Annotated in this window: 23 protein-coding genes and 1 riboswitch; of the genes, 12 read left to right on the forward strand and 11 right to left on the reverse strand. The window is 67.5% G+C overall.

The features are described from left to right. Positions 1 to 4 precede the first annotated feature (4 nt). Together AB6807_RS33260 and AB6807_RS33265 are read left to right on the forward strand one after the other, a co-directional pair. A complete protein-coding gene (locus tag AB6807_RS33260; protein WP_116908357.1) occupies positions 5 to 991 on the forward strand; it encodes a tripartite tricarboxylate transporter substrate-binding protein in 987 nt (328 codons plus the stop codon). A 178-nt stretch (positions 992 to 1,169) separates the two neighbouring features. Further along, complete coding sequence (locus AB6807_RS33265; protein ID WP_371087981.1) at positions 1,170 to 1,628, forward strand: helix-turn-helix domain-containing protein; 459 nt, start codon at positions 1,170 to 1,172, stop codon at positions 1,626 to 1,628. 26 nt (positions 1,629 to 1,654) lie between these two features. On the opposite strand, the gene AB6807_RS33270 is transcribed toward AB6807_RS33265, so the two are convergent. From AB6807_RS33270 to AB6807_RS33290, 5 genes are all read right to left on the reverse strand, one after another. Next, the gene (locus AB6807_RS33270) at positions 1,655 to 2,263 is read right to left on the reverse strand and encodes a hypothetical protein (RefSeq protein ID WP_132748743.1); all 609 of its coding nucleotides are present in this window, start codon (positions 2,261 to 2,263) and stop codon (positions 1,655 to 1,657) included. Positions 2,264 to 2,360: 97 nt separating this feature from the next. After that, the gene (locus AB6807_RS33275; RefSeq protein WP_116908354.1) at positions 2,361 to 3,713 is read right to left on the reverse strand and encodes an MFS family transporter; all 1,353 of its coding nucleotides are present in this window, start codon (positions 3,711 to 3,713) and stop codon (positions 2,361 to 2,363) included. Positions 3,714 to 3,868: 155 nt separating this feature from the next. After that, positions 3,869 to 5,026, reverse strand: coding sequence for an L-lactate dehydrogenase (locus AB6807_RS33280; RefSeq protein ID WP_371087909.1), 1,158 nt, complete (start codon positions 5,024 to 5,026; stop codon positions 3,869 to 3,871). Between the two features lie 166 nt (positions 5,027 to 5,192). Then, complete coding sequence (locus tag AB6807_RS33285) at positions 5,193 to 6,077, reverse strand: LysR substrate-binding domain-containing protein (RefSeq protein ID WP_116908352.1); 885 nt, start codon at positions 6,075 to 6,077, stop codon at positions 5,193 to 5,195. Between the two features lie 71 nt (positions 6,078 to 6,148). Further along, on the reverse strand, positions 6,149 to 6,781 hold the full coding sequence (locus tag AB6807_RS33290; protein ID WP_371087910.1) for a TetR/AcrR family transcriptional regulator: 633 nt from the start codon (positions 6,779 to 6,781) through the stop codon (positions 6,149 to 6,151). A 132-nt stretch (positions 6,782 to 6,913) separates the two neighbouring features. Between AB6807_RS33290 and AB6807_RS33295 the strand changes: the two genes are divergently transcribed. Both AB6807_RS33295 and cynS read left to right on the forward strand, forming a co-directional pair. Further along, positions 6,914 to 7,336, forward strand: coding sequence for a nuclear transport factor 2 family protein (locus AB6807_RS33295; protein WP_116908350.1), 423 nt, complete (start codon positions 6,914 to 6,916; stop codon positions 7,334 to 7,336). A 91-nt stretch (positions 7,337 to 7,427) separates the two neighbouring features. Beyond that, positions 7,428 to 7,871 carry a cyanase gene (cynS, locus tag AB6807_RS33300; protein ID WP_286513013.1) on the forward strand — a complete coding sequence of 148 codons (444 nt, stop codon included), beginning with the start codon at positions 7,428 to 7,430 and terminating at the stop codon, positions 7,869 to 7,871. Between the two features lie 14 nt (positions 7,872 to 7,885). On the opposite strand, the gene AB6807_RS33305 is transcribed toward cynS, so the two are convergent. Continuing rightward, positions 7,886 to 8,644 carry an SDR family oxidoreductase gene (locus AB6807_RS33305; RefSeq protein WP_116908348.1) on the reverse strand — a complete coding sequence of 253 codons (759 nt, stop codon included), beginning with the start codon at positions 8,642 to 8,644 and terminating at the stop codon, positions 7,886 to 7,888. Positions 8,645 to 8,978: 334 nt separating this feature from the next. On the opposite strand from AB6807_RS33305, the gene AB6807_RS33310 reads away from it, so the two are divergent. After that, positions 8,979 to 9,539 (forward strand): nucleoside 2-deoxyribosyltransferase, encoded by a 561-nt coding sequence (locus AB6807_RS33310; RefSeq protein ID WP_371087911.1) that lies wholly within the window; start codon positions 8,979 to 8,981, stop codon positions 9,537 to 9,539. Here AB6807_RS33310 and AB6807_RS33315 read toward each other — a convergent pair. Further along, on the reverse strand, positions 9,529 to 9,939 hold the full coding sequence (locus AB6807_RS33315) for an Imm70 family immunity protein (protein WP_371087912.1): 411 nt from the start codon (positions 9,937 to 9,939) through the stop codon (positions 9,529 to 9,531). The genes AB6807_RS33310 and AB6807_RS33315 overlap by 11 nt on opposite strands. A gap of 147 nt (positions 9,940 to 10,086) precedes the next feature. Between AB6807_RS33315 and AB6807_RS33320 the strand changes: the two genes are divergently transcribed. Continuing rightward, entirely contained in the window at positions 10,087 to 10,962 is an 876-nt protein-coding gene (locus AB6807_RS33320; RefSeq protein WP_371087913.1) for a lysophospholipase, read from the forward strand. 36 nt (positions 10,963 to 10,998) lie between these two features. On the opposite strand, the gene AB6807_RS33325 is transcribed toward AB6807_RS33320, so the two are convergent. Beyond that, positions 10,999 to 12,012 carry an AraC family transcriptional regulator gene (locus AB6807_RS33325; protein ID WP_371087914.1) on the reverse strand — a complete coding sequence of 338 codons (1,014 nt, stop codon included), beginning with the start codon at positions 12,010 to 12,012 and terminating at the stop codon, positions 10,999 to 11,001. 329 nt (positions 12,013 to 12,341) lie between these two features. Between AB6807_RS33325 and AB6807_RS33330 the strand changes: the two genes are divergently transcribed. Continuing rightward, positions 12,342 to 13,133: a response regulator transcription factor gene (locus AB6807_RS33330; RefSeq protein WP_371087915.1), complete on the forward strand. Its 792-nt coding sequence runs from the start codon at positions 12,342 to 12,344 to the stop codon at positions 13,131 to 13,133. A 47-nt stretch (positions 13,134 to 13,180) separates the two neighbouring features. Here the strand turns inward: AB6807_RS33330 and AB6807_RS33335 are convergent, their stop codons facing one another. The 3 genes from AB6807_RS33335 to AB6807_RS33345 all read right to left on the reverse strand — a co-directional run bounded on the left by AB6807_RS33335 (position 13,181) and on the right by AB6807_RS33345 (position 16,750). Continuing rightward, positions 13,181 to 13,537 carry a DUF1161 domain-containing protein gene (locus AB6807_RS33335; RefSeq protein WP_371087916.1) on the reverse strand — a complete coding sequence of 119 codons (357 nt, stop codon included), beginning with the start codon at positions 13,535 to 13,537 and terminating at the stop codon, positions 13,181 to 13,183. A gap of 136 nt (positions 13,538 to 13,673) precedes the next feature. Then, entirely contained in the window at positions 13,674 to 15,905 is a 2,232-nt protein-coding gene (locus AB6807_RS33340; protein ID WP_371087917.1) for an NADP-dependent isocitrate dehydrogenase, read from the reverse strand. Between the two features lie 194 nt (positions 15,906 to 16,099). Then, the gene (locus tag AB6807_RS33345; RefSeq protein WP_371087918.1) at positions 16,100 to 16,750 is read right to left on the reverse strand and encodes an ATP-binding cassette domain-containing protein; all 651 of its coding nucleotides are present in this window, start codon (positions 16,748 to 16,750) and stop codon (positions 16,100 to 16,102) included. Between the two features lie 88 nt (positions 16,751 to 16,838). Here AB6807_RS33345 and AB6807_RS33350 point away from each other — a divergent pair, with 88 nt between their 5' ends. The 5 genes from AB6807_RS33350 (at position 16,839) to AB6807_RS33370 (ending at position 23,302) form a co-directional block, all read left to right on the forward strand. Then, entirely contained in the window at positions 16,839 to 17,678 is an 840-nt protein-coding gene (locus AB6807_RS33350; protein ID WP_371087919.1) for a hypothetical protein, read from the forward strand. Between the two features lie 153 nt (positions 17,679 to 17,831). Next, positions 17,832 to 17,956: riboswitch (glycine riboswitch) on the forward strand. A 165-nt stretch (positions 17,957 to 18,121) separates the two neighbouring features. Continuing rightward, positions 18,122 to 19,705, forward strand: a complete 1,584-nt coding sequence (locus tag AB6807_RS33355; protein WP_371087920.1) for an ABC transporter substrate-binding protein — start codon at positions 18,122 to 18,124, stop codon at positions 19,703 to 19,705. Between the two features lie 28 nt (positions 19,706 to 19,733). Then, positions 19,734 to 20,675: an ABC transporter permease gene (locus AB6807_RS33360; RefSeq protein ID WP_116908339.1), complete on the forward strand. Its 942-nt coding sequence runs from the start codon at positions 19,734 to 19,736 to the stop codon at positions 20,673 to 20,675. A 44-nt stretch (positions 20,676 to 20,719) separates the two neighbouring features. Next, positions 20,720 to 21,679: an ABC transporter permease gene (locus AB6807_RS33365; protein WP_371087921.1), complete on the forward strand. Its 960-nt coding sequence runs from the start codon at positions 20,720 to 20,722 to the stop codon at positions 21,677 to 21,679. Between the two features lie 3 nt (positions 21,680 to 21,682). Next, complete coding sequence (locus AB6807_RS33370; protein WP_371087922.1) at positions 21,683 to 23,302, forward strand: dipeptide ABC transporter ATP-binding protein; 1,620 nt, start codon at positions 21,683 to 21,685, stop codon at positions 23,300 to 23,302. Positions 23,303 to 23,354 lie beyond the last annotated feature (52 nt).

Here is a 23,354-nt window from a genome sequence, read left to right on the forward strand (position 1 = left end):
CTTCATGAAAAAACTGTTCGCCCTCGCAGCCATTGCCGCTGCCTCGCTGGGCGCCATGCACGCGCAGGCCCAGGACTTTCCGGGTAGCAAGTCGATCACCATCATCGTGCCCTTCGCGGCCGGCGGCCCCACCGACCGCGTGGCGCGCGACCTGGCGGAGGCGCTGCGCAAGCCGCTGGGCGGCGGCACCGTCATCATCGACAACGTGCCCGGCGCGGGCAGCTCCATCGGCGCGGCCAAGGTGGCGCGCGCCACGCCCGACGGCTACACCCTGCTGCTGAACCACATCGCCATGGCGACCGTGCCCAGCCTGGTGCGCAACGTGCCGTTCAAGGTCGAGACCGATTTCGAATACCTGGGCATCGTCAACGACGTGCCGATGACGCTCATCGCCAAGCCCAGCATTCCGGCCACCAACTACAAGGAGCTGAGCAGCTGGATCGCGGCCAACAAGGGCAAGATCAACATCGGCAACGCGGGCGTGGGCTCGGCATCGCACCTGTGCGGCCTGCTGTACCAGAGCGCCACCAAGACCGAGATGACGCCCGTGCCCTACAAGGGCACGGCGCCCGCCATCACCGACCTGATCGGCGGGCAGATCGACCTGCTGTGCGACCAGACCACCAACACCACGCCGCAGATCCAGGGCGGCAAGGTGAAGGCCTATGCGGTGACCACGCCGCACCGCCTGACGCTGCCGCTGCTGAAAGACCTGCCCACGCTCGACGAGGCCGGCCTGAAGAACTTCCAGGTCACCATCTGGCACGGCCTTTACGCGCCCAAGGGCACGCCCGCGCCGGTGCTGAAGAAGCTCAACGACGCGCTGAAGGTGGCGCTGAAAGACCCGGACTTCATCCGCCGCGAAGAGCTGCTGGGCGCCGTGGTGGCGACCGACGGGCGCATCGAGCCCGCGGGGCACAAGAAGTTCGTGATCGACGAGATTGCGAAGTGGACGCCGATCATCAAGGCGGCCGGCGTGTATGCGGATTGATGGCTCGATGGGTTGATTGCCTGATCGGTTGACCCTGGCGGGCCAGAAGCGAATTGCGTACTGGGCAAAAGAGATGCTCGTGCAATTCGCTTTCATGTAATCAAAAGATTCAAGTTTGAATTCCTTTGAATTCAACAATCTTTTCTTGTGTTCACAATTGCTGGGCACAATGCCCAGCATGCCAAACATTGCATCGATCCTTAAATCCGAGATTTCACGTGTCGCCCGCAAGGAAGTGCGCGTGGAAATCGAGACTCTCAAGAAGGCATCTGTACAGCATCGCGCGGCCATTGCCGCGTTGCGCCGGCAGGTGAGTGCGTTGGAAAAGGAACTGCGCAGCGTGGCCAAGGGGGCCACGCGCAGTGCCCGCGCTAGCGAGGCGAGCGGTGCGGGCGATGAGGCGCATGAAGGCGACGGCGCCACCAAGCGGCGCTTCAGCGCGGGGCGGCTGGCCTCGCACCGCACCAAGCTGGGTATTTCAGCGGCGTCCTACGGAAAGCTGGTGGGCGTGTCGGGCCAGACGATCTACCACTGGGAGCAGGGCAAGGCCAGGCCCCGGGCGGCGCAGCTGGAAAGCCTGGCCGCGGTGCGGGGGCTCGGCAAGCACGAAGTCGCCGAACGCCTCGGCGCCGAATAGGCAACCAGGCAAGTCGCGGAAAAGATTCAGGCAGGCACCGAAGCCTGCTGCGCCTGCGCCAGTTCGTTGCGGAAGGCTTCCATCGGCGGCTTGACCGCTTCGCTCGCCTGCTCGGCGAATTCCTTCACCGGCGCCCATTTGTGGCCGCGCCCGTCCAGCGACAGGTCGTACGCGCGCTGCAGGTGCGCCAGCAATTTGCGTGAAGCCGCCTGCGCCATCAGCAGCGCGTCGATGGCGCGCGGCATGTCGAAGCGCAGCGGGTCCACCGCCGCCAGGGCCGAGGTCACGCCTTCGAGTTCGAGCGAAAGATGCAGCAGGTCGAGCGCGGTTTCGTCCTGGTGCGACTTGACCTTCTCGGCCACCGCGTAGACCGCGCCGATCAGTTGCAGCGCGCCCTGGTGCAGTGCGAGGCGCGCCGCCGCGGCCATGGCCGCGTCACGCCGGGCCTCGAGCCAGCGCTGGCGCTGCACCGCCCACAGCCCCAGTCCGATGGCCGCGACCGAGCCGAAGGCCTGCGCCCACTCGGCCCAGTCCCCGGGCGTGAGCGGCGGGTAGGCCGCGAACACGCCGATCAACGCGCCGCCAATGAGTACGGCGGTGCCATACACCGCCGCGGTTTCCAACTTTGACTTCATGCCTCTTCACGCCTCTTCGCGCGCCTAGCCCTCGGAGGCCCGAAGTATGTCCCCCGGTGCGGCGATTGAATTGGCCGAACAGAGGGGCTTAACCGGCTCAGTGGTCGTGATGCAGGTAGCTCGCCTGGCGCGGCAGGCGCAGGCTCACCACGAAGGCCAGCACCATCATGGCGCTCACGTACCAGAAGAACGCCGACTCGTGGCCCAGCGACTTGAGCCCCAGCGCCACGTACTCCGCCGAGCCGCCGAAGATGGCATTGGCCACCGCGTAGGCCAGCCCCACGCCCAGCGCGCGCACCTCGGGCGGGAACATCTCGGCCTTCACGATGCCGCTGATCGACGTGTAGAAGCTCACGATGGCCAGCGCCACGATGATCAGCACGAAGGCCAGCACCGGGCTCGTGGTGTGCTGCAGCGCCGTCAGGATGGGCACCGTGGTCAGCGCGCCCAGGCCGCCGAACAACAGCATGTTGTTGCGCCGCCCGATGCGGTCGGACAGCGCGCCGAACACCGGCTGCATGCACATGTAGACGAACAGCGCGCCCGTCATCACGTAGCTGGCGGTCTTGATCGGCAGGTGCACCGTGTTCACCAGGTACTTCTGCATGTAGGTGGTGAAGGTGTAGAAGATGAGCGAGCCGCCGGCCGTGTAGCCCAGCACCGTGAGAAAGGCCGGCGTGTGGTGCTTGAACAGCGCGGCCATGCTGCCGGCCTCCTTGTTGGCCTTGGCCTCCGCGCTCTGCGTTTCGTGCAGCGTGCGGCGCAGCAGCAGCGCCACCACCGCGGCAATGGCGCCGATGACGAAGGGAATGCGCCAGCCGAAGGACTTCAGCTCGGCCTCTGTCAGCAGCTGCTCGAGCACCACGATGACCAGCACCGCCAGCAGCTGCCCGCCGATGAGCGTGACGTACTGGAACGACGAGAAGAAGCCGCGCTGGCCCTTCAGCGCCACCTCGCTCATGTAGGTGGCGGTGGTGCCGTATTCGCCACCCACCGACAGGCCCTGGAACAGCCGGCACACCAGCAGCAGGAAGGGCGCCCACGCGCCGATCTGCGCGTAGGTGGGCAGGGCCGCGATGACCAGCGAGCCGCCGCACATCATGGTGACGGAGATCAGCATCGAGGTCTTGCGCCCGAGCCGGTCGGCCACGCGGCCGAAGAGCCAGCCGCCGATGGGCCGCATGAGGAAGCCGGCCGCGAACACGCCGGCGGTGTTCAGCAGCTGCGCGGTGGGGTCCGACTTGGGGAAGAAGGCCGGCGCGAAGTACAGCGCGGAGAACGCGTACACGTAGAAGTCGAACCACTCGACCAAGTTGCCCGACGAGGCCGCCATGATGGCGAAGACGCGGTGGCGTTTTTCTTCGGCCGAGTAGTGGGGCGGGGAGGTGCTGGACGATGCAAGCGATGAGGAGGCCGCTGGGCCTCCCGGGGTAGGCGTGACTGCGCTCATGGTGCCTTCTTGTGCCGTGCGGGCAATGTTGTTGTTGCCAAAACATTCTGCGCCGCCATGGGGGTGGGGCGTGTCAGCCGGCACCGCATCGGCCTACCCCCGAAGTGGCCTTCGGGCCCCTGCATGTGCCTTCAGGCGCCTGTCACGGCGGCACTTTAGAACGTGCCCGGCAGCAGGATGCTCGAGTCCACGTCGTCGATGTTCGTGCGCCCGCAGAAGGCCATGGTGATGTCCAGTTCCTTGCGGATGATTTCGAGCGCGCGCGTCACGCCTTCCTGGCCGTGGGCGCCCAGCCCGTAGAGAAAGCTGCGGCCGATGAGCGTGCCGCGCGCGCCCAGCGCGCGGGCCTTGAGCACGTCCTGCCCGCTGCGGATGCCGCCGTCCATCCACACCTCGATCTCGGTGCCTACCGCGTCGACGATGGCCGGCAGCGCCGCGATGGAAGAGGGGGCGCCGTCGAGCTGGCGCCCGCCGTGGTTCGACACGATGAGCGCGTCGGCGCCGCTGGAGGCCGCGAGGCGCGCGTCTTCCACGTCCATCACGCCCTTCAGGATCAGCTTGCCGCCCCAGAGCTTCTTGATCCACTCCACGTCGGCCCAGCTCAGCGCGGGGTCGAACTGCTCGGCCGTCCACGACGACAGCGACGACAGGTCTTTCACGCCCTTGGCATGGCCCGCGATGTTGCCGAAGGTGCGGCGCTTGGTGCCCAGCATGCCCATGCACCAGCGCGGCTTGGTCGCGAGGTTGATCAGGTTCTTGATCGTCGGCTTGGGCGGCGCGGTGAGGCCGTTCTTGATGTCCTTGTGGCGCTGGCCCAGGATCTGCAGGTCCAGCGTGAGCTGCAGCGCGGTCACGTTGGCGGCCTTGGCGCGCTCGATCAGGCGCTCGATGAAGTCGCGGTCCTTCATGACGTAGAGCTGGAACCAGAACGGGTGGCGGCCGGTGTGCTCGGCGATGTCTTCGAGCGAGCAGATGCTCATGGTCGACAGCGTGAACGGAATGCCGAAGGCCTTGGCCGCGCGCGCGCCCAGGATCTCGCCGTCGGCGTGCTGCATGCCGGTGAGGCCGGTGGGCGCGATGGCCACGGGCATGGCGGTTTCCTGGCCGGCCATGGTGGTGCGCAGCGAGCGGCCTTCCATGTTCACGGCCACGCGCTGGCGCAGCTTGATCTTCTGGAAGTCGCTTTCGTTGGCGCGGTAGGTGCCTTCGGTCCAAGCGCCGGAGTCGGCGTAGTCGTAGAACATCTTGGGCACGCGGCGCTTGGCGATCACCCGCAGGTCTTCGATGCTGGTGATCTTGGAAAGGTCGGACACGGCTGTCTCCTGGCTGGTCTTTGTTGGGAAGGCGGGGGCGAACCGGCCATTATCGGCAGGGCCCTTCGGGGGCCATCTGAAAAAAGCCTGCGGGGCAACTGAAATAAATTCAGCTCCCGGGCTGCAAGTCGGATAAACCTCGGCTGCCCGTTGGCCGTGCGCCGGTTCAGTCGCGCAGCGCCTCGCGCAGCCACTCCACGAAGGTCGCGCACTCCCAGCGCTCCATCGCGCCCGGCCGCCAGCACAGGAAGTACGCGTTGGGCGAGGGCACGCTGCGCGCCGACAGCCGCACCAGCCGTCCGTTGTCCAGCCAGGCGCTGCCCAGGCGAAGGTGCATCAGTACCACGCCGAAGTCTTCGGCCGCCGCGTCGAGCGCCAGCCCCAGGTCGTTGAACTGGTGGCCCGTGGCCGGCTCGGGCAGGCCGATGCCGCAGGCCTTGAACCAGGTGCGCCACGACTCCAGCGGCGTGCGCAGCAGCTGCGCGCGCGACACCTCGGCATCGGTCGCGAAGCCGTCGAAGGGGCCGTGGCGTTTCAGGTAGGCGGGGCTGCACACCGGCGAGACCTCGTCGGCCAGCAGCTGGAAGAACTCGCGGTCGTGGAACGGCCCGGTGCCGAAGCGCAGCTCGATGTCGGCCTCTTCCACCGTGGTGTTGCGCACCGGCGCGGTCACCTGCAGCATCAGCTCGATGTTGGGGTACGCATCGCGAAAGCGCGCCAGCCGCGGCAGCAGCATCTGGCGCGAGAAGGTGGGCGTGACCGCCACGCGCAGCCGCCGCACCTGCGAAGCGGGCTCGCGCCCCGGCACCTGCTGCAGCGCCGCGATGGCTTCGCGCACCCGCGCCAGGTAGGCCATGCCGTCGGCGCTCAGGCTGAAGTCGCTGCCCGCGAAGAACTTCAGGCCCAGCAGCAGCTCGAGCTGGCGGATGCGATGGCTCACCGCGCTGGGCGTCACGCTGAGCTCCTCTGCCGCCAGGTTCACGCTGCGCAGCCGCGCGACGGCCTCGAAAGCCTGCAGGCCCTGGGTCGAGGGGAGACGCGGAGAAACCATCGGTTGGGGTGGGAGGAAAGTGGCGGCGCTCGATGGTAGCGAAGGCGCCGGCTGCTACCGCTCGGGCGGCGTCACGCCGTGGCCGGTGCGGCGGGCACCAGCGACGCACCCAGCGCCTGCAGCAGCCGGCGCAGGTCGTCCACCGCCTCGCGCGCCTGTGCCGCGCCGCCCATCTGCGCCTTGACGATGGCGCCGTCGATGCCCAGCGCGGCCGCCTGCGCGATGGCCGTGCGCTGCGGGCCCGCGAGCGCCTCCGGCAGCAGGCCGGCGATGACCTCGACCATCTCGCGCTTGTGCTCGCGCGCGATGTCGCTCGCGCCCGCCACGCTGTTGCCGACCTCCACCACCGAGTTGATGAACGCGCAGCCGCGAAACGCCGGGTCGGCGAACCACTCGGCCATGGCGTCGGCCAGCACCGGCAGCGCGTGCTGTGGCTGTCCGTTGCCGATGCGCTCCTGCGCGCCGCGCCGGCCCAGCGCATCGACGAACCACGCCATCCACAGGCCGTGGCGGTGGTCGAGAAAGGCGCGCACCAGGTCGTCCTTCGAGGGGAAGTGCCGGTAGAACGTGACCTTGGTGACGCCCGAGGCCGCAATGACGCGGTCGATGCCGGTGGCGCGGATGCCGTCGGCATAGAACAGGTCGTGCGCCGTCAGCAGGATGCGTTCGCGCGCGGGGAGCGAGGCGAGGGTGGAGATGTCCATGCCGCGATTGTAGGCATGTAGACAGGTCTGTCTACATGTGGCACATTGCGCCGCATTCGCTTGTCGATTTCTTCATCCCGCCCCGGTTCATTTCGCTCCGGTTCACCTCACTTCCTTCTCAGAAAGACCGCCATGGAATCCCGCCCGCCGCTGCCGCCCTTCACCCTCGAGACCGCCACCAGGAAAGTCCAGGCCGCCGAAGACGCCTGGAACACGCGCGACCCCGTGCGCGTGAGCCTGGCCTACACGCCCGACACCGAGTGGCGCAACCGCGCCGACTTCGTCGACGGGCGCGAGCAGGTGGTCGAGTTCCTCACGCGCAAGTGGGAGCGCGAGCACGACTACCGGCTGAAGAAGCAGCTCTGGGCCTTCATGGACAACCGCATCGCGGTGCGCTTCGAGTACGAATGGCACGACGCGGCCGGGCAATGGTTTCGCAGCCATGGCAACGAGAACTGGGAGTTCGCGGAGAACGGGTTGATGCAACGGCGCTACGCGAGCATCAACGACCAGGCGATCGCCGAGTCGGAGCGCAAGTTCCATTGGGAGCGCTGACCCGCGTTGTTTTCTCTCCCGCTTGCGGGAGAGGGAGCAAGACCCCCGGCACAGCAGTTGCTTGACTGCCCCCGTTCAAACAGGAGACCGCATGAACCGCAACGACGTCACCGAGAAGATCATCACCGTCAAGGTGAGCAAGGGCATCCAGTGGGCCGACGTGGCACGCAAGGTCGGCCAGTCGAAGGAGTGGACCACCGCAGCCTGCCTCGGCCAGATGACGCTCGACGACAAGCAGGCCAGGACGGTCGGCAAGATCTTCGGCCTCACCGCCGAGGAACAGAAGTGGCTGCAGGTGGTGCCCTACAAGGGCTCGCTGCCCACGCCGGTGCCGACCGACCCGCTCATCTACCGCTGGTACGAGATCGTGAGCGTGTACGGCACCACCATCAAGGAGCTGATCCATGAAGAGTTCGGCGACGGCATCATGAGCGCCATCGACTTCAGCATGGACATCCAGCGCCAGCCCGACCCCAAGGGCGACCGCGTCAACGTGGTGCTGTCGGGCAAGTTCCTGCCCTACAAGACCTACTGAACGCCTGCTGAAGGCTACTGAACGTACTCCGCCGGATGCGGCCGGTGCCGCGGCGCGGGGCGCAGCGTGCCGGCCGTGATGCCGTAGCCCTCGATGGCCCCGGCAATCGAGCGGGCCACGCCGTCCACCGGCACCGCGATGCGCCGGTGGGTGCGCATGCGCTCACGGCAGTAGCTGGCCGCGATGCGCTCGGCCAGCGGATCGCCCGGGCCGTTGACGTCGGGGCTCACCACCGTCACGTGCAGGCGGCCCGCGTGCTCCTGGCGCAGCCCTTCCGAAATGGCGTTCACCGCGTACTGCGTGCCGTGGTACACGGCCGAGCTGGGCGACACGCCCTGCATGGCCACCGGCGCCACGTTCACGATGTGGCCCCAGCCCTGCAGCTGCATGGTCGGCAGCACGGCCGCGATGCCGAGCAGCACGCCGCGCAGGTTCACGTCGATCATGAGTTCCCACTCCTCGATCTTGCGGTTCCACAGCGGCGACATCGGCATCACGCCCGCGGCGTTGACCAGCACGTCGATCTGCTCGTGCGTCTCGAGGGCGAACTCGGCAAAGGCTTCCATGTCGGGCCGGTGCGTGACGTCGAGCCGCTGGAAGCTCGCGGTGCCGCCCGTGGCCTCGATTTCGGCCACGAGCGCCGCAAGGCGGTCGGTGCGCCGCGCACCGAGCACCACCTTGGCACCGCGCCGCGCAAGCAGCCGCGCGGTCGCTTCGCCGATGCCGCTGCTCGCGCCGGTGATGAGAACGACTTTTTCCTGGATTGCGCTCATGATGAAAACTCCTCTTGCGGTTCGTTTGCCGTGCGGCGCACACAGAAGCGGGTGCACCGGGCAGGGGAAGAAGTTTCGCGCGGCAGGGGCGCAAGGCGGTATCCGAATCGAACTTGGTTTTTGCCTGATCCTGCAAAACGCAATAGCGCGGCGCGCGGCGGCCGCTGCCGCCTGAGTGCTTTCGGCCTCGCGGCGGCGCACCCGCGCGGCGGCACGGGCTGCGCGCGCCTCGAGCGAACTTCTTGCCCGATTCGCTGGAGAAATTGCACGCTCCTCGCCGCGCGCCGACGCGTTCGTGTTGAGCACAGACCCGAAATCGAAGATGCTCTGGCGGATGGACGAAACCCTTCATGCACCCCAGCGCCCGCGCATCTACCTGGCCGGCCCCGACGTCTTTCGTCCCGATGCAAGGGAGCACTTCGTGCGGCTCGCGGCGGCCTGCGATGCGCTCGGCCTCGCTGCGCTGCTGCCCGCCGACGGCAACCAGCCGCAAAGCGCCGAGGCCCCCGAAAAGCAGATCTACGAAGCCAACATGCAGCGCCTGCGCGGTGCCGACGGCGTGGTGGCCAACCTGGCGTCGTTCAGGGGCCTGGAGCCCGATTCGGGCACGGTGTTCGAGGTGGGGGCCGCCGTGGCCCTGGGCATTCCCGTCGCGGCCTACGGCGTGCCCGAAGGCAGCTACGCGGACCGCGCGCAGGCCGCGCTGCCGTGCGGCAAGGACGCGGGCGGCGTGCTGCGCGAAAGCGCGACCGGCATCGCCGTCGAAGACTTTGGCCAGCAGCTGAACCTGATGCTGGCCTGCTCGATCCACATCGAGCCGACGCCGGAGGCGGCGCTGCGCAAGATGGCCGCGCTATTCGCGGAATTGCGGGCCGAACCGCAGGTCAGGCGATGACGGCGTCACGCTGTTCGCGCGCCGATGCGGCCAGCGCTTCGTCGAGCACCGAGAACACATCGCGTCCGCTGCTCGACACGAAGTAGTTCGCCAGGCTGGTGATGCTCGCCGCGATGTTCGTGCCCCATGGCGGGCGGGCCGCGCGGTCTTCGATGTCCCATACCACCTGCGAGGGCGCGATGGCCGCCAGCGTGGCTTTCGCGTCGCGCAATTCCGCCAGGGCCGCGGGTGCATCCGCGAAGGCGAGTCGCCCGCCGTAGAGCCCGTTCATCAGGTGCGGAAGCCGCGTGCCCCAGCCCTCGGGCTCGCAATGGGCGCTCAGGGTCGAGAAGAAGGCGTGCACGAAGCTGGGCGCGCCCAGCTCTGCGGTGGTTGAACCTGCGGTGATGCCGATGGCCATGGGCTTGTCGTCCTTCGTGGAGTGGCTGTCTGTTGGGGCGACTGTAGCGACGAGCGCGCCCCTGAAGCTGGAAACCCCTGATGCCCGCGCCCGCCACCGCGGCCTACGATGGCAACCCCTCTTTCAACCCGACCACCGGAGCACCGAATGCCGATCACCGAGACCCACTTCGACCTGCGCGCCAACGACGGCGTCACGGTGGAGGCCCACCGCTGGCAAGGCGCCACGCAGCGCGCCGTGGTGCAGCTGGCGCACGGCATGGGCGAGCATTCGCTGCGCTACAGGCACCTGGCCGAATCGCTGGTCCAGGCCGGCTACGTCGTGTATTCGAACGAGCACCGCGGCCACGGCAAGGGCGCGTCCGAACGCGGCGAGCTGGGCGAGTTCGGCCCGCGCGGTTTCGCCGGGCTGGTGGACGACATGGCGCTGCTGAGCGGCCACGTGCGCGGCGTGCACCCGGGGCTGCCGCTGATCCTGCTGGGCCACAGCATGGGCTCCTTCGCCACGCAGTACTACCTGGCGAAGCACAGCGAACTGCTCTCGGGCGCGGTGCTCTCGGGCACCTCGGCGCTCGACCTGCTGGGCGCCGCCTTGCAGTCGGGCTTCAAGCTCGAGGACATGAACGCCGCCTTGCCCGAGGTTCGCACGCCCTTCGACTGGCTCAGCCGCGACCCGGTCCAGGTCGATGCCTACATCGCCGATCCGCTGTGCGGCTTCACGGTGTCGGCCGAAGGCATGGGCTCGATGTTCGCGGACCTGGCCGAGCTGACGCCCGAGGCGATGCGCGCGCGCATCCGGCCCGAACTGCCGCTGTACCTGTTCGTGGGCGACGAGGACCCGGTGAGCAACAAGGCCGAGTGGTTCTATCCGCTGGTGCAGCGCTACCGTGCGGCGGGGCTGCGCGATGTGTCGTGCCACGTGTTCGGCGGCGCGCGCCACGAGACGCTGAACGAGACCAACCGCGACGAGGTCGAGGCGGTGCTGCTGGCCTGGATCGCGCGGGTGGTGGGGCAGCGCGGCTGACGCGCTAGGCGCCGTTCTCTCGCCGCTCCTGTCCGCCTAGGGGGGCCTGGCCGAATTCGCCCTGAACTCCTGCGGCGACATGTCGTACGCGCGTCGAAACGCCCGCGTGAAATCCGACGGGCTCTTGAAGCCGACGCCATAGGCCACGTCGGTCACCATCAGGTGCGGGTAGCGCGCCAGGTCGTTGGCCGCGTGCTGCAGCCGCAGGTGGCGGATGTACGCGCCCAGCCCGCCTTCGTGCTGGAACATCCGGTACAGCGTGGGCCGCGGCAGGTGCAGCGCCGCCAGCACCAGCTCGGGCGTGAGCTCGGCGCGGTGCAGGTTGGCCTGCACGTAGCGGCGCACCTGGCCGAACATGGCCGCGCGCGCCGCGGCGCGGGCACCGCCGCTCAGGCGCGCTTCCTTGCCGAAGCCGGCCAGCAGCAGCTCGGCGCCGGCGCGCACGGCGCTTTGCGCCGCTGGCGCGCTCAGGTGCGCAATGTCGCGGCCCAGCGCCTCGACTTGCGCCAGCGCCAGGCGCGCCAGCGGCGTGTCGGGCTGCATCGCGCGCGCATGGATGGCCATCGGGTCCGGAAAGACTTCTTCCACCAGCGAGCCGGGCACGAAGAAGGTCAGCACGCGGCAGTCGTTGCGCTGCATGCGCACGGGCTGGCCCATGTCGAGCGCCAGCACTTTCGCCGACGACGGCGCATCCTTGCCGCGCGGCGACGAGCGCACGCTCACGTCCTGCACATCGCCTTCCAGGAACACATGGAAGGCGAAGTTGCGCACGCTGTCGGTGGAAATGCGCGCCAGCGAGCGCTCCAGCCGCATGGCGTCGGAGCGGCAGTCGGTGAAGACGATGTCGCCGACCTGGTAGCGGTCGATGGCCGCTTGAAAGGGCTGGCCGGTGTCGTCGCCGGCCGGCTGCACGTCCATGACATGCCCCACGCGCTCGCGCCAGGCCTGCAGCCGCTGGGCCGGCGGCTGGGCCGACACGTCGAAATGGCTGCAGGGGAGACCGTGGGCGAACGGGGTTCGCAGGCCGGTTCCGAGGTCGAGTTGGCCCATCAAAAAGTGCGTGGAAACGGCTTTGGGCCTGTCATTGAACGGACAAATAAGACAAAAGTGCCAATAAATCCCGCAAAACGGCCGGATTCTCTCAAGAACTGAGACGCACGGTCAAGCCCGCCCGGCGCCCGAAAGCACGCTTGCGGCTGAGGTGGTTGCAAGGCCACGACCAAGGGATCTGCGCCCCGAAGGGCGCAATGCAGTCACTGACCGTTTTCGAGCGAATGAAGGCGTCCATGTCCAGAGCAAGAATCCAGCGGGTTGCCACGCAGCTGGGAAGCAGCAATCGCACCGTTTCGACCGTTCGCCTCGTACTGGAGGCAAAGCCCTTGTTCACGCCCGCACGCCGGCCGGCCAGTTACACGGTGGCCCGCGGCACCATCTCCCGGCGCAGCCTGGTCGTGAAGCGCCGGGGCGCGCAGGCGCGTGTCGCCGCGCTGCGGGAGCGGTCGCGGCGGATCGACCAGTTGTGCGTGCTGGCCTCGCCTGTGCAGGCGCTGCCGAACCCTTCGGTGCAGGAGGTCGCACCCCTGTGCGGCAGCGCCATGCGCGACAGCGGCGAGGCGCTGGTGCGCTCGATCGGCGACGACGTGCAGCCGGTCAACTCGGCGGTCGCCGCCGCGGCGGTGGGCGCGCTTTTTTCCGATTCGAACGAGGTGGAGCTGGCCTTCCTGATGCGCCTGATCGCCGAGGGCGACACGGCCACCGCGTCGCGCATCGCGCACCGCATCGTGGAGGCCAAGAGGGATGGGCACGACCTGCCTGGTGGCATGCAAGCGGTGCACGCCGATGCTGGCATCGATGCCGCGCCGCCGAAGATGCGCTGGGCCGAGCCGACGCAGAAGAAGACGCCGACCGCCCCCGCCAAGCCACGGCGCACGCCCTTGCCCGCGGGGTCGGACCATGCACGGGGCGCGCTGTCGCCGCGCGAGCTCAATGTGCTGCGGCTGATTTCACAGGGGCTCAGCAACCGCGAGATTGCCGAGTCGAGCTACCGCTCGCTGCACACGGTGGACGCGCAGGTGAAGAACATCTACCGCAAGCTGGCCGTGAACTCGCGCGCGCAGGCGGTGCGCGAGGCCATGCAGAAGGGGCTGATCAACCTGGAAGCCTGCGGCTAGCGCACCGCGGGCTTGAACTCGGGCTTGGGCTTGGGCTTGGGCCCGGGCTACTTCCTGCAGTTGCCGCCGCGGGAGACGCTGCCGTCCTTGCATTCGGTGAGCATGGCGCCGTCCGATGAAGGCGACGGTGACGGCGGCACGGTGGCCGTGCCCCGGTCGGGCCCGGCGTCTTTTTCGTAGACGATCTTCTTGCTGCCGAGCTCGCAGCTGCCCACCACCTGTCCGTTGGCCGATGCGCTGGCATCGACCGCGGTGACGGTGAAGCGCGCCACGCCAGCGGCGGCGATCTTCGATTCGATCTGGGTGCGCAGGGCGTCGCAGCTTTCGGCGCCATGGGCTGGCGCGGCCACGGTCGCCGCAATGCCGGCCAGGGCCAGCGCGAGGGGAAGCAAGCGGTGTTTCATGGGGGGCCTGCCTTGCATGGCGTTGGAGGGGGAAACAGTCTAGTCCCGCTCCGGCCCGCCGTGCACCCCTTGCGCAAGGGGTGCACGGGGAGGCGAGGGGGCAAGCCCCGCGCCTCCGGGTGGCATCGACCCTGTATCAGGCCGATGCCAGCGTCGCGTTGAGCGTTGCGCTCGGACGCATCACGGCTGCGAACTTCTCCGGGTCGGCCAGGTAGTAGCCGCCGATGTCCACGGCCTTGCCCTGCACGGCCGCGAGCTCTTCGACGATCTTCTTCTCGTTGGCAGTGAGCGTCTCGGCCAGCTTCTTGAACTTGGCCTGCAGCTCGGTGTCGTCGGTCTGCGCGGCCAGTTCCTGGGCCCAGTACATGGCCAGGTAGAACTGGCTGCCGCGGTTGTCCAGCTGACCCGTCTTGGGGGACGGGTTCTTGTTGTTGTCGAGCAGCTTGCCGGTGGCGGTGTCCAGCGTCTTGGCCAGGATGGCGGCCTGCTTGTTGCCGGTCTTCAGGCCCAGGTCTTCCAGGCTCACGGCCAGCGCCAGGAATTCGCCCAGCGAGTCCCAGCGCAGGTGGTTTTCTTCCACCAGCTGCTGCACGTGCTTGGGGGCCGAGCCGCCCGCGCCGGTCTCGTACAAGCCGCCGCCGGCCATCAGCGGCACGATCGACAGCATCTTGGCCGAGGTGCCCAGTTCCATGATGGGGAACAGGTCGGTCAGGTAGTCGCGCAGGATGTTGCCGGTGGCGCTGATGGTGTCCAGCCCGCGGACCACGCGTTCCAGCGTGTAGCGCATGGCGCGCACCTGGCTCATGATCTGGATGTCCAGGCCCGAGGTGTTGTGCTCGTGCAGGTACATCTTGACCTTGGTGATCAGCTGCGCCTCGTGCGGGCGGTAGGCGTCCAGCCAGAACACCACCGGCATGCCCGAGTTGCGCGCGCGTGTGACGGCCAGCTTGACCCAGTCGCGGATCGCGGCGTCCTTCACCTGGCACATGCGCCAGATGTCGCCTTGCTCCACGTTCTCGCTCATCAGCACTTCGCCGGTGTCCAGGTCGGTGATGTTGGCGACGCCGTCTTCGGCAATCTCGAAGGTCTTGTCGTGCGAGCCGTATTCCTCGGCCTTCTGGGCCATGAGGCCGACGTTGGGCACCGTGCCCATGGTCTTGGGGTCGAAGGCGCCGTGCCACTTGCAGAAGTTGATGATCTCCTGGTAGATGCGGGCGAAGGTCGATTCGGGCATCACGGCCTTCACGTCCTTCAGGCGGCCGTCGGCGCCCCACATCTTGCCGCCGTTGCGGATCATGGCGGGCATCGAGGCGTCCACGATCACGTCGTTGGGCGAATGGAAGTTGGTGATGCCCTTGGCCGAGTCGACCATGGCCAGCTCGGGGCGGTTCTCGTGGCAGGCGTGCAGGTCGCGCTTGATCTCGTCCTGCGTGCTCTGCGGCAGCGCGGCGATCTTGGTGTACAGGTCGACCATGCCGTTGTTGACGTTGATGCCCAGCTCGTCGAACAGCTTGCCGTGCTTCTCGAAGGCTTCCTTGTAGAAGATCTTCACGCAGTGGCCGAACACGATGGGGTGCGACACCTTCATCATGGTCGCCTTGACGTGCAGCGAGAACATCACGCCAGTCTTGTGCGCGTCCTCGATCTCCTTTTCATAGAAGGCCAGCAGTGCCTTCTTGCTCATGAACATGGAGTCGATGACCTCGCGGTCGAGCAGCGCGACCTTGGGCTTGAGCACGATGGTCTTGCCGCTCTTGGTGATCAGCTCCATCTTCACGTTGCGCGCGCGGTCCAGGGTCATGGACTTTTCGCCGTGATAGAAGTCGCCGCCGTGCATGTGCGAGACGTGCGAGCGCGAGGCCTGGCTCCAGTCGGCCATGCTGTGCGGGTTCTTGCGGGCGTATTCCTTGACGGCCTTGGGCGCGCGGCGGTCGGAATTGCCTTCGCGCAGCACCGGGTTCACCGCGCTGCCCGTGCACTTGTTGTAGCGCACGCGAATGTCCTTGTCTTCGTCGCTGGTCGGGTTCTCGGGGTAGTCGGGAATCTTGTAGCCCTTGCCCTGCAGTTCCTTGATGGCCGACTTCAGCTGCGACACCGAGGCGCTGATGTTGGGCAGCTTGATGATGTTGGCGTCGGCCTGCAGCGTGAGCTTGCCGAGTTCGGTGAGGTTGTCGGGCACTTTCTGCGCGTCGCTCAGGAATTCGGGGAATTCACCCAGGATGCGGGCGGCCACGGAGATGTCGCTCGTGGTGACGTTGATGCCGGCCGGGTTGGTGAAGGCGCGGATGATGGGCAAAAACGCGTAGGTCGCCAGCAGGGGCGCCTCGTCGGTGAGGGTGTAGACGATGGTGGGTTGCTTCGAGCTCATGCGCTTGCTTCCGTAGATGCTGGTTGTCGGGTTGGCTGGAAATCTTCAGGCGGGATCAAACCGCCGGAATCCGTGATTGTCACCCGTCGGGGCCCGGTTCGGCCCGCCATGGGTGCGATCACCCCCACGAGGGGGCTTGTCAATGGGGGTTGCGCAGGGTGGTACGCAGGGGAGGCGCAAGGTGCCGAGGCGCTTCAGCGCAGCGGCAGGCTGATGGTGGCTGCCAGCGGCACGGCGTCGATGTGCTCGGCGCTGGCCACCACGAAGGCCCGCCCGGTGGCCGGCCCTGCGAGTTCGCCCAGCGAACGCCACAGGCAGCGCACCGAGCCCGCGTCCAGCGCCGCGGTGGGCTCGTCCAGCAGCACCAGCGGGCGGCTCGAGGCCAGCGCCGCGGCCAGCCACACCTTGCGCTTGGAGCCGGTCGACAGCATGAACATCGACTTTTCCAGGTGCGGCGTGAGCGAAAGGCCCTCGACCAGCGCCTGCCACCGTGCCTCGTCGAAGCCCGCGTCGCCCTCGCGCAGCGCGGCGGTGCAGGCGTGCACCGTGCTCTGGTCGAAGCGGTCGGTGGACGGGTCGACGAAGAACACGTTGCGCCGGTATGCCTCGGGCGCGGCGGCGAGGCTGGCGCCGGCCACCGTCAGGCCGCCCCTGGCCGGGAGCGCGCCCGCAATGACCTGGAGCAGCGCCGTCTTGCCGGCCCCCGTGTCGCCGTACAGCAGCGTGACGCCGGGGCCGACGCGGGCGCTCCAGTTCGAGGCGATGGCCGGCTGGTCGGGGTAGGCGAAGCCGAGCGCGTCGATCTGCAGGACGGGGGAAGAGGGAGCGGAGCTGGATGGGTTCATGGTCGCGGGCGACTTTATCAAGCGCTCGCGCGGCGTGGGCATGCAAACCTCCGACGCGAATTGCGATGCGTGGCTACCATTCGGCTCCATGAAAAAACTGCTCACCGCCGGTTTCCTCGCGTCGCTCACCTTGGCGCTCATGGCGGGCCCCGCGCTCGCCGCACCGGCCGCGCCCACCGCGCAGGTGTTCGATGCCGTGAACAAGCCCGAGGCGCTCGACCCGCAATGGCGCGTCCGGTTGTGCGCCTTGCTGCCGCAGCCCTGCGACGTGCAGCAGATCGGCCTGTACCGCCCACGCGGCGCCACGCCCGGCGACTACCTGGTGCTCTCCGCCGAGCCGCTGGTCATGGCGCGCGTGAAGCGAAGCACCGACGCCAAGGGATGGCAGCTCACCACGCTGAACGATTTTTCCGCCTATGCCGACGCGCTGAAGAAAGACGGCGCCGAAGGCTCCGGCCCGCGCGACATGCGCCTGTCGCTCGCGCCCGCGCTCTACCCGACGGCCGAGGGCAAGTGGGCGGTGGCCGTGCTGCAGACCGTGTCGGAGATGTACTCGGGCGGCGGCGCGTCGTTCGACACGGCGGACTTCGTGCCGCTCGAACGCGAACGTGAAGGCGAGGGCGAGGGCGAAGGCAAGGCGAGGAGTGCCGTGCAGCGCGGCATTCCCTTCTCGTGCTTCAAGATGATCCGCGCCTGCTTCAGCGAGAAGGACTACAAGACCTCCAAGCATTGCCACGACGAAAGCAACGGCAGCCTGCGCATCGCGTACGGCCAGGCGGCCAAGCCCGGCGCGCCGTACGACTGGCAGTACACGTGGCTGCAGAGCGAGTGGCCGCAAGGCGAGCCGCAGCGCGCCACCACCACCTCGCGCATCCGCTTCACCGCGAAGACGACCGAACGCGCGGACTTCTGCGGCGGCCCGCAGTAGACGTTGACTGCGGCGCAGCTTTCTCGCGGATTGCTGCTTTTGGCACGCAATCTGCTTTGAGAAGTTGATCCAGGAGAAATGCCGGCCCGATGCGTCGAGTTAGTGCATTACCGAAGGCGACAGCCCATAACGCTCAGGTCCCAAGACTGGATTTTTACTGACGCTGGAGAGCGCTGACCGGCCCCGTTGCAAGGGCCGAGGGCAGCCGCCGAAGGGGCAAGCCCTGTGCGATGTGCGCGCAGGGTGAATCTCTCAGGCAAAAGGACAGCAGGGGCACACCGCGCATTGCGTGCGGCGTGTCCTTGTTCGCTTCCGGAGCCGCTTTCTTCATGACCTGTTTTCCGCAACGCCGCCAGGCCGCCACGCTGCCACGCCGCATGCAGTACGTGTGCCGCGGCGTTGCGCGTGTTCGCGCCTTTCTTTTTCAACCGGAGAACTGATCCATGCTGACGAAACGACAACTGAAAGCCATGTTCGCGGGCGCGTTGCTGGCCACGGCCGCTGCCGCTGCCTTCGCGCAGGACGCGGGCAAGGTGCTGCGCCTGGTGCCGCAGTCCGACCTGAAGATCCTCGACCCGATCTGGACCACCGCCTTCGTCACGCGCAACCACGGCTACATGGTGTACGACACGCTGTTCGGCGTGGACGAGCAAGGCAAGGTGCATCCGCAGATGGTCGACAAGTACACCACCAGCCCCGACGGAAAAACCTGGACCTTCACGCTGCGCAAGAGCCTGGCCTTTCATGACGGCAAGCCCGTCACGTCCGAAGACGTCATCGCCTCGCTGAAGCGCTGGGGCCAGCGCGATGGCCTGGGCCAGAAGATGTTCACCGCGCTGGACAAGGCCGAGGCGGTGGACGCCAACACGTTCAAGCTGGTGTTCAAGGACAGCTTCGGCATGGTGCTCGACGCGCTGAGCAAGCCCTCTTCGAACCCGCCTTTCATCATGCCCGCGCGCGTGGCCGCCACGCCCGCCGACAAGCAGATCGACGACGCCACCGGCTCCGGCCCCTACATCTTCAAGAAGGACGAGTACCGCCCCGGAGAGAAGATCGTCTACCTGAAGAACACCAAGTACGTGCCGCGCACCGAGGCCCCCTCGGGCACCGCCGGCGGCAAGAACGTGTACGTCGACCGCATGGAATGGATCGTGCTGAAAGACGCGCAAACCCAGGCCAACGCGCTGGCCAACGGCGAGGTCGACATGATCGAGTGGGTGCCGTCCGAGCAGTACACGGCGCTGAAGAACAACCCCGCCATCACCATCGACAGCCCGGTGCCCAAGGGCTCGTTCGCGCTGCACCTGAACCACTTCATCCCGCCCTTCGACAACCCGAAGATCGCGCAGGCCGCGTTCATGGCCATCAACCAGGAAGCGCTGATGCGCGCGCAACTGGTGCACAAGGAGCTCTACAACAGCTGCGCCTCCATCTACCCGTGCGGCTCGGCCTATGCCTCCGACAAGGCGAGCTACTTCACCGGCAAGCCGCAGTTCGAAAAGGCCAAGGCGCTGCTGAAGGAAGCGGGCTACGACGGCAAGCCCGTGGTGCTCATGTACCCGGCCGACTTCGCGGTGCTCAACAAGTTTCCGCCGGTGATGGCGCAGCTGCTCAAGCAGGCCGGCTTCAACGTCGACATGCAGTCGATGGACTGGCCCACGCTGGTCACGCGGCGCGCCAAGAAAGACCCGGTGGCCAACGGCGGCTGGAACCTGTTCATCACCGGCTGGGGCATCGCAGACAACATGAACCCGATGTTCTTCGCGCCGCTCACCGGCAACGGCGAGAAGGGCTGGTTCGGCTGGGCCACCGACGACAAGCTGGAGCAGCTGAAGTCGGAGTTTCTCGCCACGGCCGACGAGCCCAAGAGGAAGGAACTGGCCACGGCCATCCAGCAGCGCGTGTACGACACCGGCATCTACGCGCCCATTGGTGAATACAAGCCGCTCACGGCCTACCGCAAGGGCGTGGTGAGCGGGCTGGTGCGCTCGCCGGTGGGTGTGTTCTGGAACCTGAAGAAGAACTGATCGCGCACGCCACTCACGGAACCGCCCCATGCTGCTTTTTCTTGCACGCCGCATTCTGTCGACCGTGCCGGTGCTCGTCATCGTCGCGCTCATCGTGTTCCTGATGCTGCGGCTCGCGCCCGGCGACCCCGCGGCCGCCATCGTGGGCGACAGCGGCACCAGCGAGAACATCGCCAAGGTGCGCGAGCAGCTGGGGCTCAACCAGTCGCTGCCGGTGCAGTTCTTCCACTGGAGCGCGCAGCTGCTGCAGGGCAACCTGGGCGAGTCGTACTTCATGAAGAAGACGGTGGCCGAGCTGATCGGCCAGCGCATCGAGGCCACGGTGTCGCTGGCGGCGGTGACGCTGGTGGTCACCATCCTCATCGCGGTGCCGCTGGGGGTGATCGCGGCGTGGCGGCATGGCGGCTGGCTGGACCGCATGCTGATGGGTTTCTCGGTGATGGGTTTTTCCATTCCGGCCTTCGTCATCGGCTACGTGCTGATCTGGATCTTCGCGTTGCATCTTCAGTGGCTGCCGGTGCAGGGCTACGCGCGCCTGAGCCAGGGGCCGCTGCTGTGGCTCAAGCACCTGGTGCTGCCGTCGATCACGCTGTCGGTCATCTACGTGGCGCTGATTGCGCGCGTCACCCGCGCCGCGGTGGCCGAGGCCATGACCGAGGACTACATCCGCACCGCGCGCGCCAAGGGCATTTCGGAAAAGCGCCTGCTCATGCGCCATGCGCTGGCCAACGCGGCGATTCCCATCGTCACGGTGATCGGCATCGGCATCGCGCTGCTCATCGGCGGCGTGGTGGTCACCGAAACGGTGTTCGCCATCCCGGGGCTCGGGCAGCTCACGGTCGATGCGGTGCTGTCGCGCGACTTTCCGCTCATCCAGGGCATCACGCTGTTCTTCTCGGTCATCTACGTGCTCATCAATCTGCTGATCGATGTGAGCTACCTGGTGTTCGACCCACGCATCCGGTACTGAAGTCACCGAACCATGGAACCACGGAACCGCCCCGAACAAACACCATGACCGATTCATCTCTTTCCCTTTCACCCGATGCACCCGATGCACCCGATGCCGCCGCGGAAGCACTGCCGCCGCCCCGGCGCCGCTCGCTGCTCAAGCGCATCCTGGCCAACTGGTCGGTGCGCGCGGGCGGCAGCGTGCTGGTGCTGCTGGTGCTCATGTCGCTGGCCGCGCCCTGGCTGGGCACCATCGACCCGACCGCCATCGACCCCGGCAGCTCGAACATCCTGCCGGGCACGCGCGGCGAGTTCAACAGCCTGGCCGGCGACACCTTCGAGCACCTGTTCGTCATGGGCACCGACAGCCTTGGGCGCGACATCTGGAGCCGCACGCTGTACGGCGCGCGCGTGTCGCTCACCGTGGGCATCGCGGTGGCCGCGCTGGCCATGGTGTTCGGCATGCTCGTGGGGCTGCTGGGCGGCTACTTCAGGCGCATCGACAGCGTGCTCATGCGGCTGATGGACGGCGTCATGGCCATTCCCGGCATCCTGTTCGCGATCAGCCTGGTGGCGCTGTTCGGCGGCAAGCTGCTCACGGTGGTGGTGGCCATTGCGGTGCCCGAGATTCCGCGCGTGGCGCGGCTGGTGCGCTCGGTGGTGCTCACGGTGCGCGAGGAGCCGTACGTGGAGGCGGCCATTGCGCTGGACACGCCCACCTGGAAAATCTTGGTGCGACACATTCTGCCGAACGCGATTGCGCCGCTCATCATCCAGGCGACCTATGTGTGCGCCTCGGCGATATTGGTCGAGGCCATTCTGTCGTTCCTGGGCGTGGGCCTGCCGGCGGACATGGCGACCTGGGGAAACATCATGGCCGAGGGCCGCGCGCAGTTCAACCAGTTCCCGCACAACGTGCTGTTCCCGGGCATCTTCCTGGCGCTCACGGTGCTGGCGGTCAACATCCTGGGCGACGGGCTGCGCGACACGCTCGACCCCAAGTTCAACAAGCGCGGAGGCTGAGGCATGACGAACAACGCCGCAGTTCTTTCCGTGCGCGATCTCGCCATCGCCTTGCCCCCGGGCGCCGACCGCACGCACGCGGTCGAGCACATTTCCTTCGACGTGCCGCCCGGCAAGATCGTCTGCCTGCTCGGCGAGTCGGGCTCGGGCAAGTCGGTGATCGCCAACGCGGTGATGGGCCTGCTGCCGCCGGGGCTCACGCCGGTGCGCGGCACCATCGAACTGCAGGGCGAGAACCTGCTGGCCGCGCCGCAAGCGCGGTTGCGCGCGCTGCGCGGCCCGTCGATGGCCATGGTGTTCCAGGAGCCCATGACCGCGCTCAACCCCGTGATGACCTGCGGCGCGCAGGTCGACGAAATGCTCGCGCAGCATGTGCACATGGGCGCGGCCGAGCGGCGCCAGAAGATCCTGGCCGTCATGGCGCGCGTGCGGCTGCCCGAGCCCGAGCGCATCTACGCCTCGTACCCGCACCAGCTCTCGGGCGGGCAGCGCCAGCGCATCGTGATCGCGATGGCGCTCATCCTGAAGCCCGCGCTGCTGATCTGCGACGAGCCCACCACCGCGCTCGACGTGACCACGCAGGCCGAGATCCTCAAGCTCATCCTCGAGCTGCAGACCGAGAACGGCACCGCCGTGCTCTTCATCACGCACGACTTCGGCGTGGTGGCCGAGATTGCCGACGAGGTGGTGGTGCTGCAGCTGGGCGCCATGATCGAGAAGGGCGACAAGACCGCGGTGCTCACCGCGCCGCGCGAGCCCTACACGCGCATGCTGCTCGACGCGGTGCCCGAGCTCTCCGCGCCCAGGCGCCCGCCCGTGGCCGACGCCTACCCGCTGCTCAACGCGGTGAAGATCTGCAAGACCTACGTCACCGGCAGCTGGCCCGGCAAGCGCCGCACGGTGAACGCGGCGCGCGACGTGACGCTGGCGGTGCGGCCCGGCGAAACCGTGGGCATCGTCGGTGAATCGGGTTCGGGCAAGTCGACGGTGGCGCGCTGCATCGCGCGGCTGATCGACCCGAGCTCGGGCGACATCTTTGCCGACGGCCGCTCGGTGGCGCATGCCACGGGGCGCGCGCTGTCGCCGTTTCGCCGTACGGTGCAGGTGATTTTCCAGGACCCGTACCGCTCGCTGAACCCGCGCCAGACCGTGGGCGCGTCCATCGTCGAAGGGCCGGTGAATTTCGGCACGCCGCACGACCAGGCCTGGGCGCGGGCCGAGGAGCTGATGCACCTGGTGCGCCTGTCGCCCGACGCGCTGCGCCGCTACCCCAGCGAGTTCTCGGGCGGGCAGCGCCAGCGCATCTCGATTGCGCGCGCGCTGGCCTGCGACCCCAAGGTGCTGATCGCCGACGAGGCGGTGTCGGCGCTGGACGTGTCGGTGCAGGCGCAAATACTGCGGCTGCTCGACGAGATCCAGCAGCGGCTGAAGATCGGCATTCTCTTCATCACCCACGACCTGCGCGTGGCCAGCCAGATCTGCGACAGCGTGCTCGTCATGAGCCAGGGTGAAATCGTGGAGCGCGGCGCGGTGAAAGACGTGTTCTTCGCACCGCAGCACGCCTACACGCGCAAACTGCTGGCTGCCGCGCCGGGGCGCGACTTTGCCTTTGCACGCAGCTAGAAATACGCAGCTAGAAATACGCAGCTAGAGATATCTTCGTTCCCACGTCCAG

This window comes from Variovorax sp. RCC_210, from assembly GCF_041355175.1.
In the GTDB taxonomy this organism is placed as follows: Bacteria; Pseudomonadota; Gammaproteobacteria; order Burkholderiales; family Burkholderiaceae_C; genus Variovorax.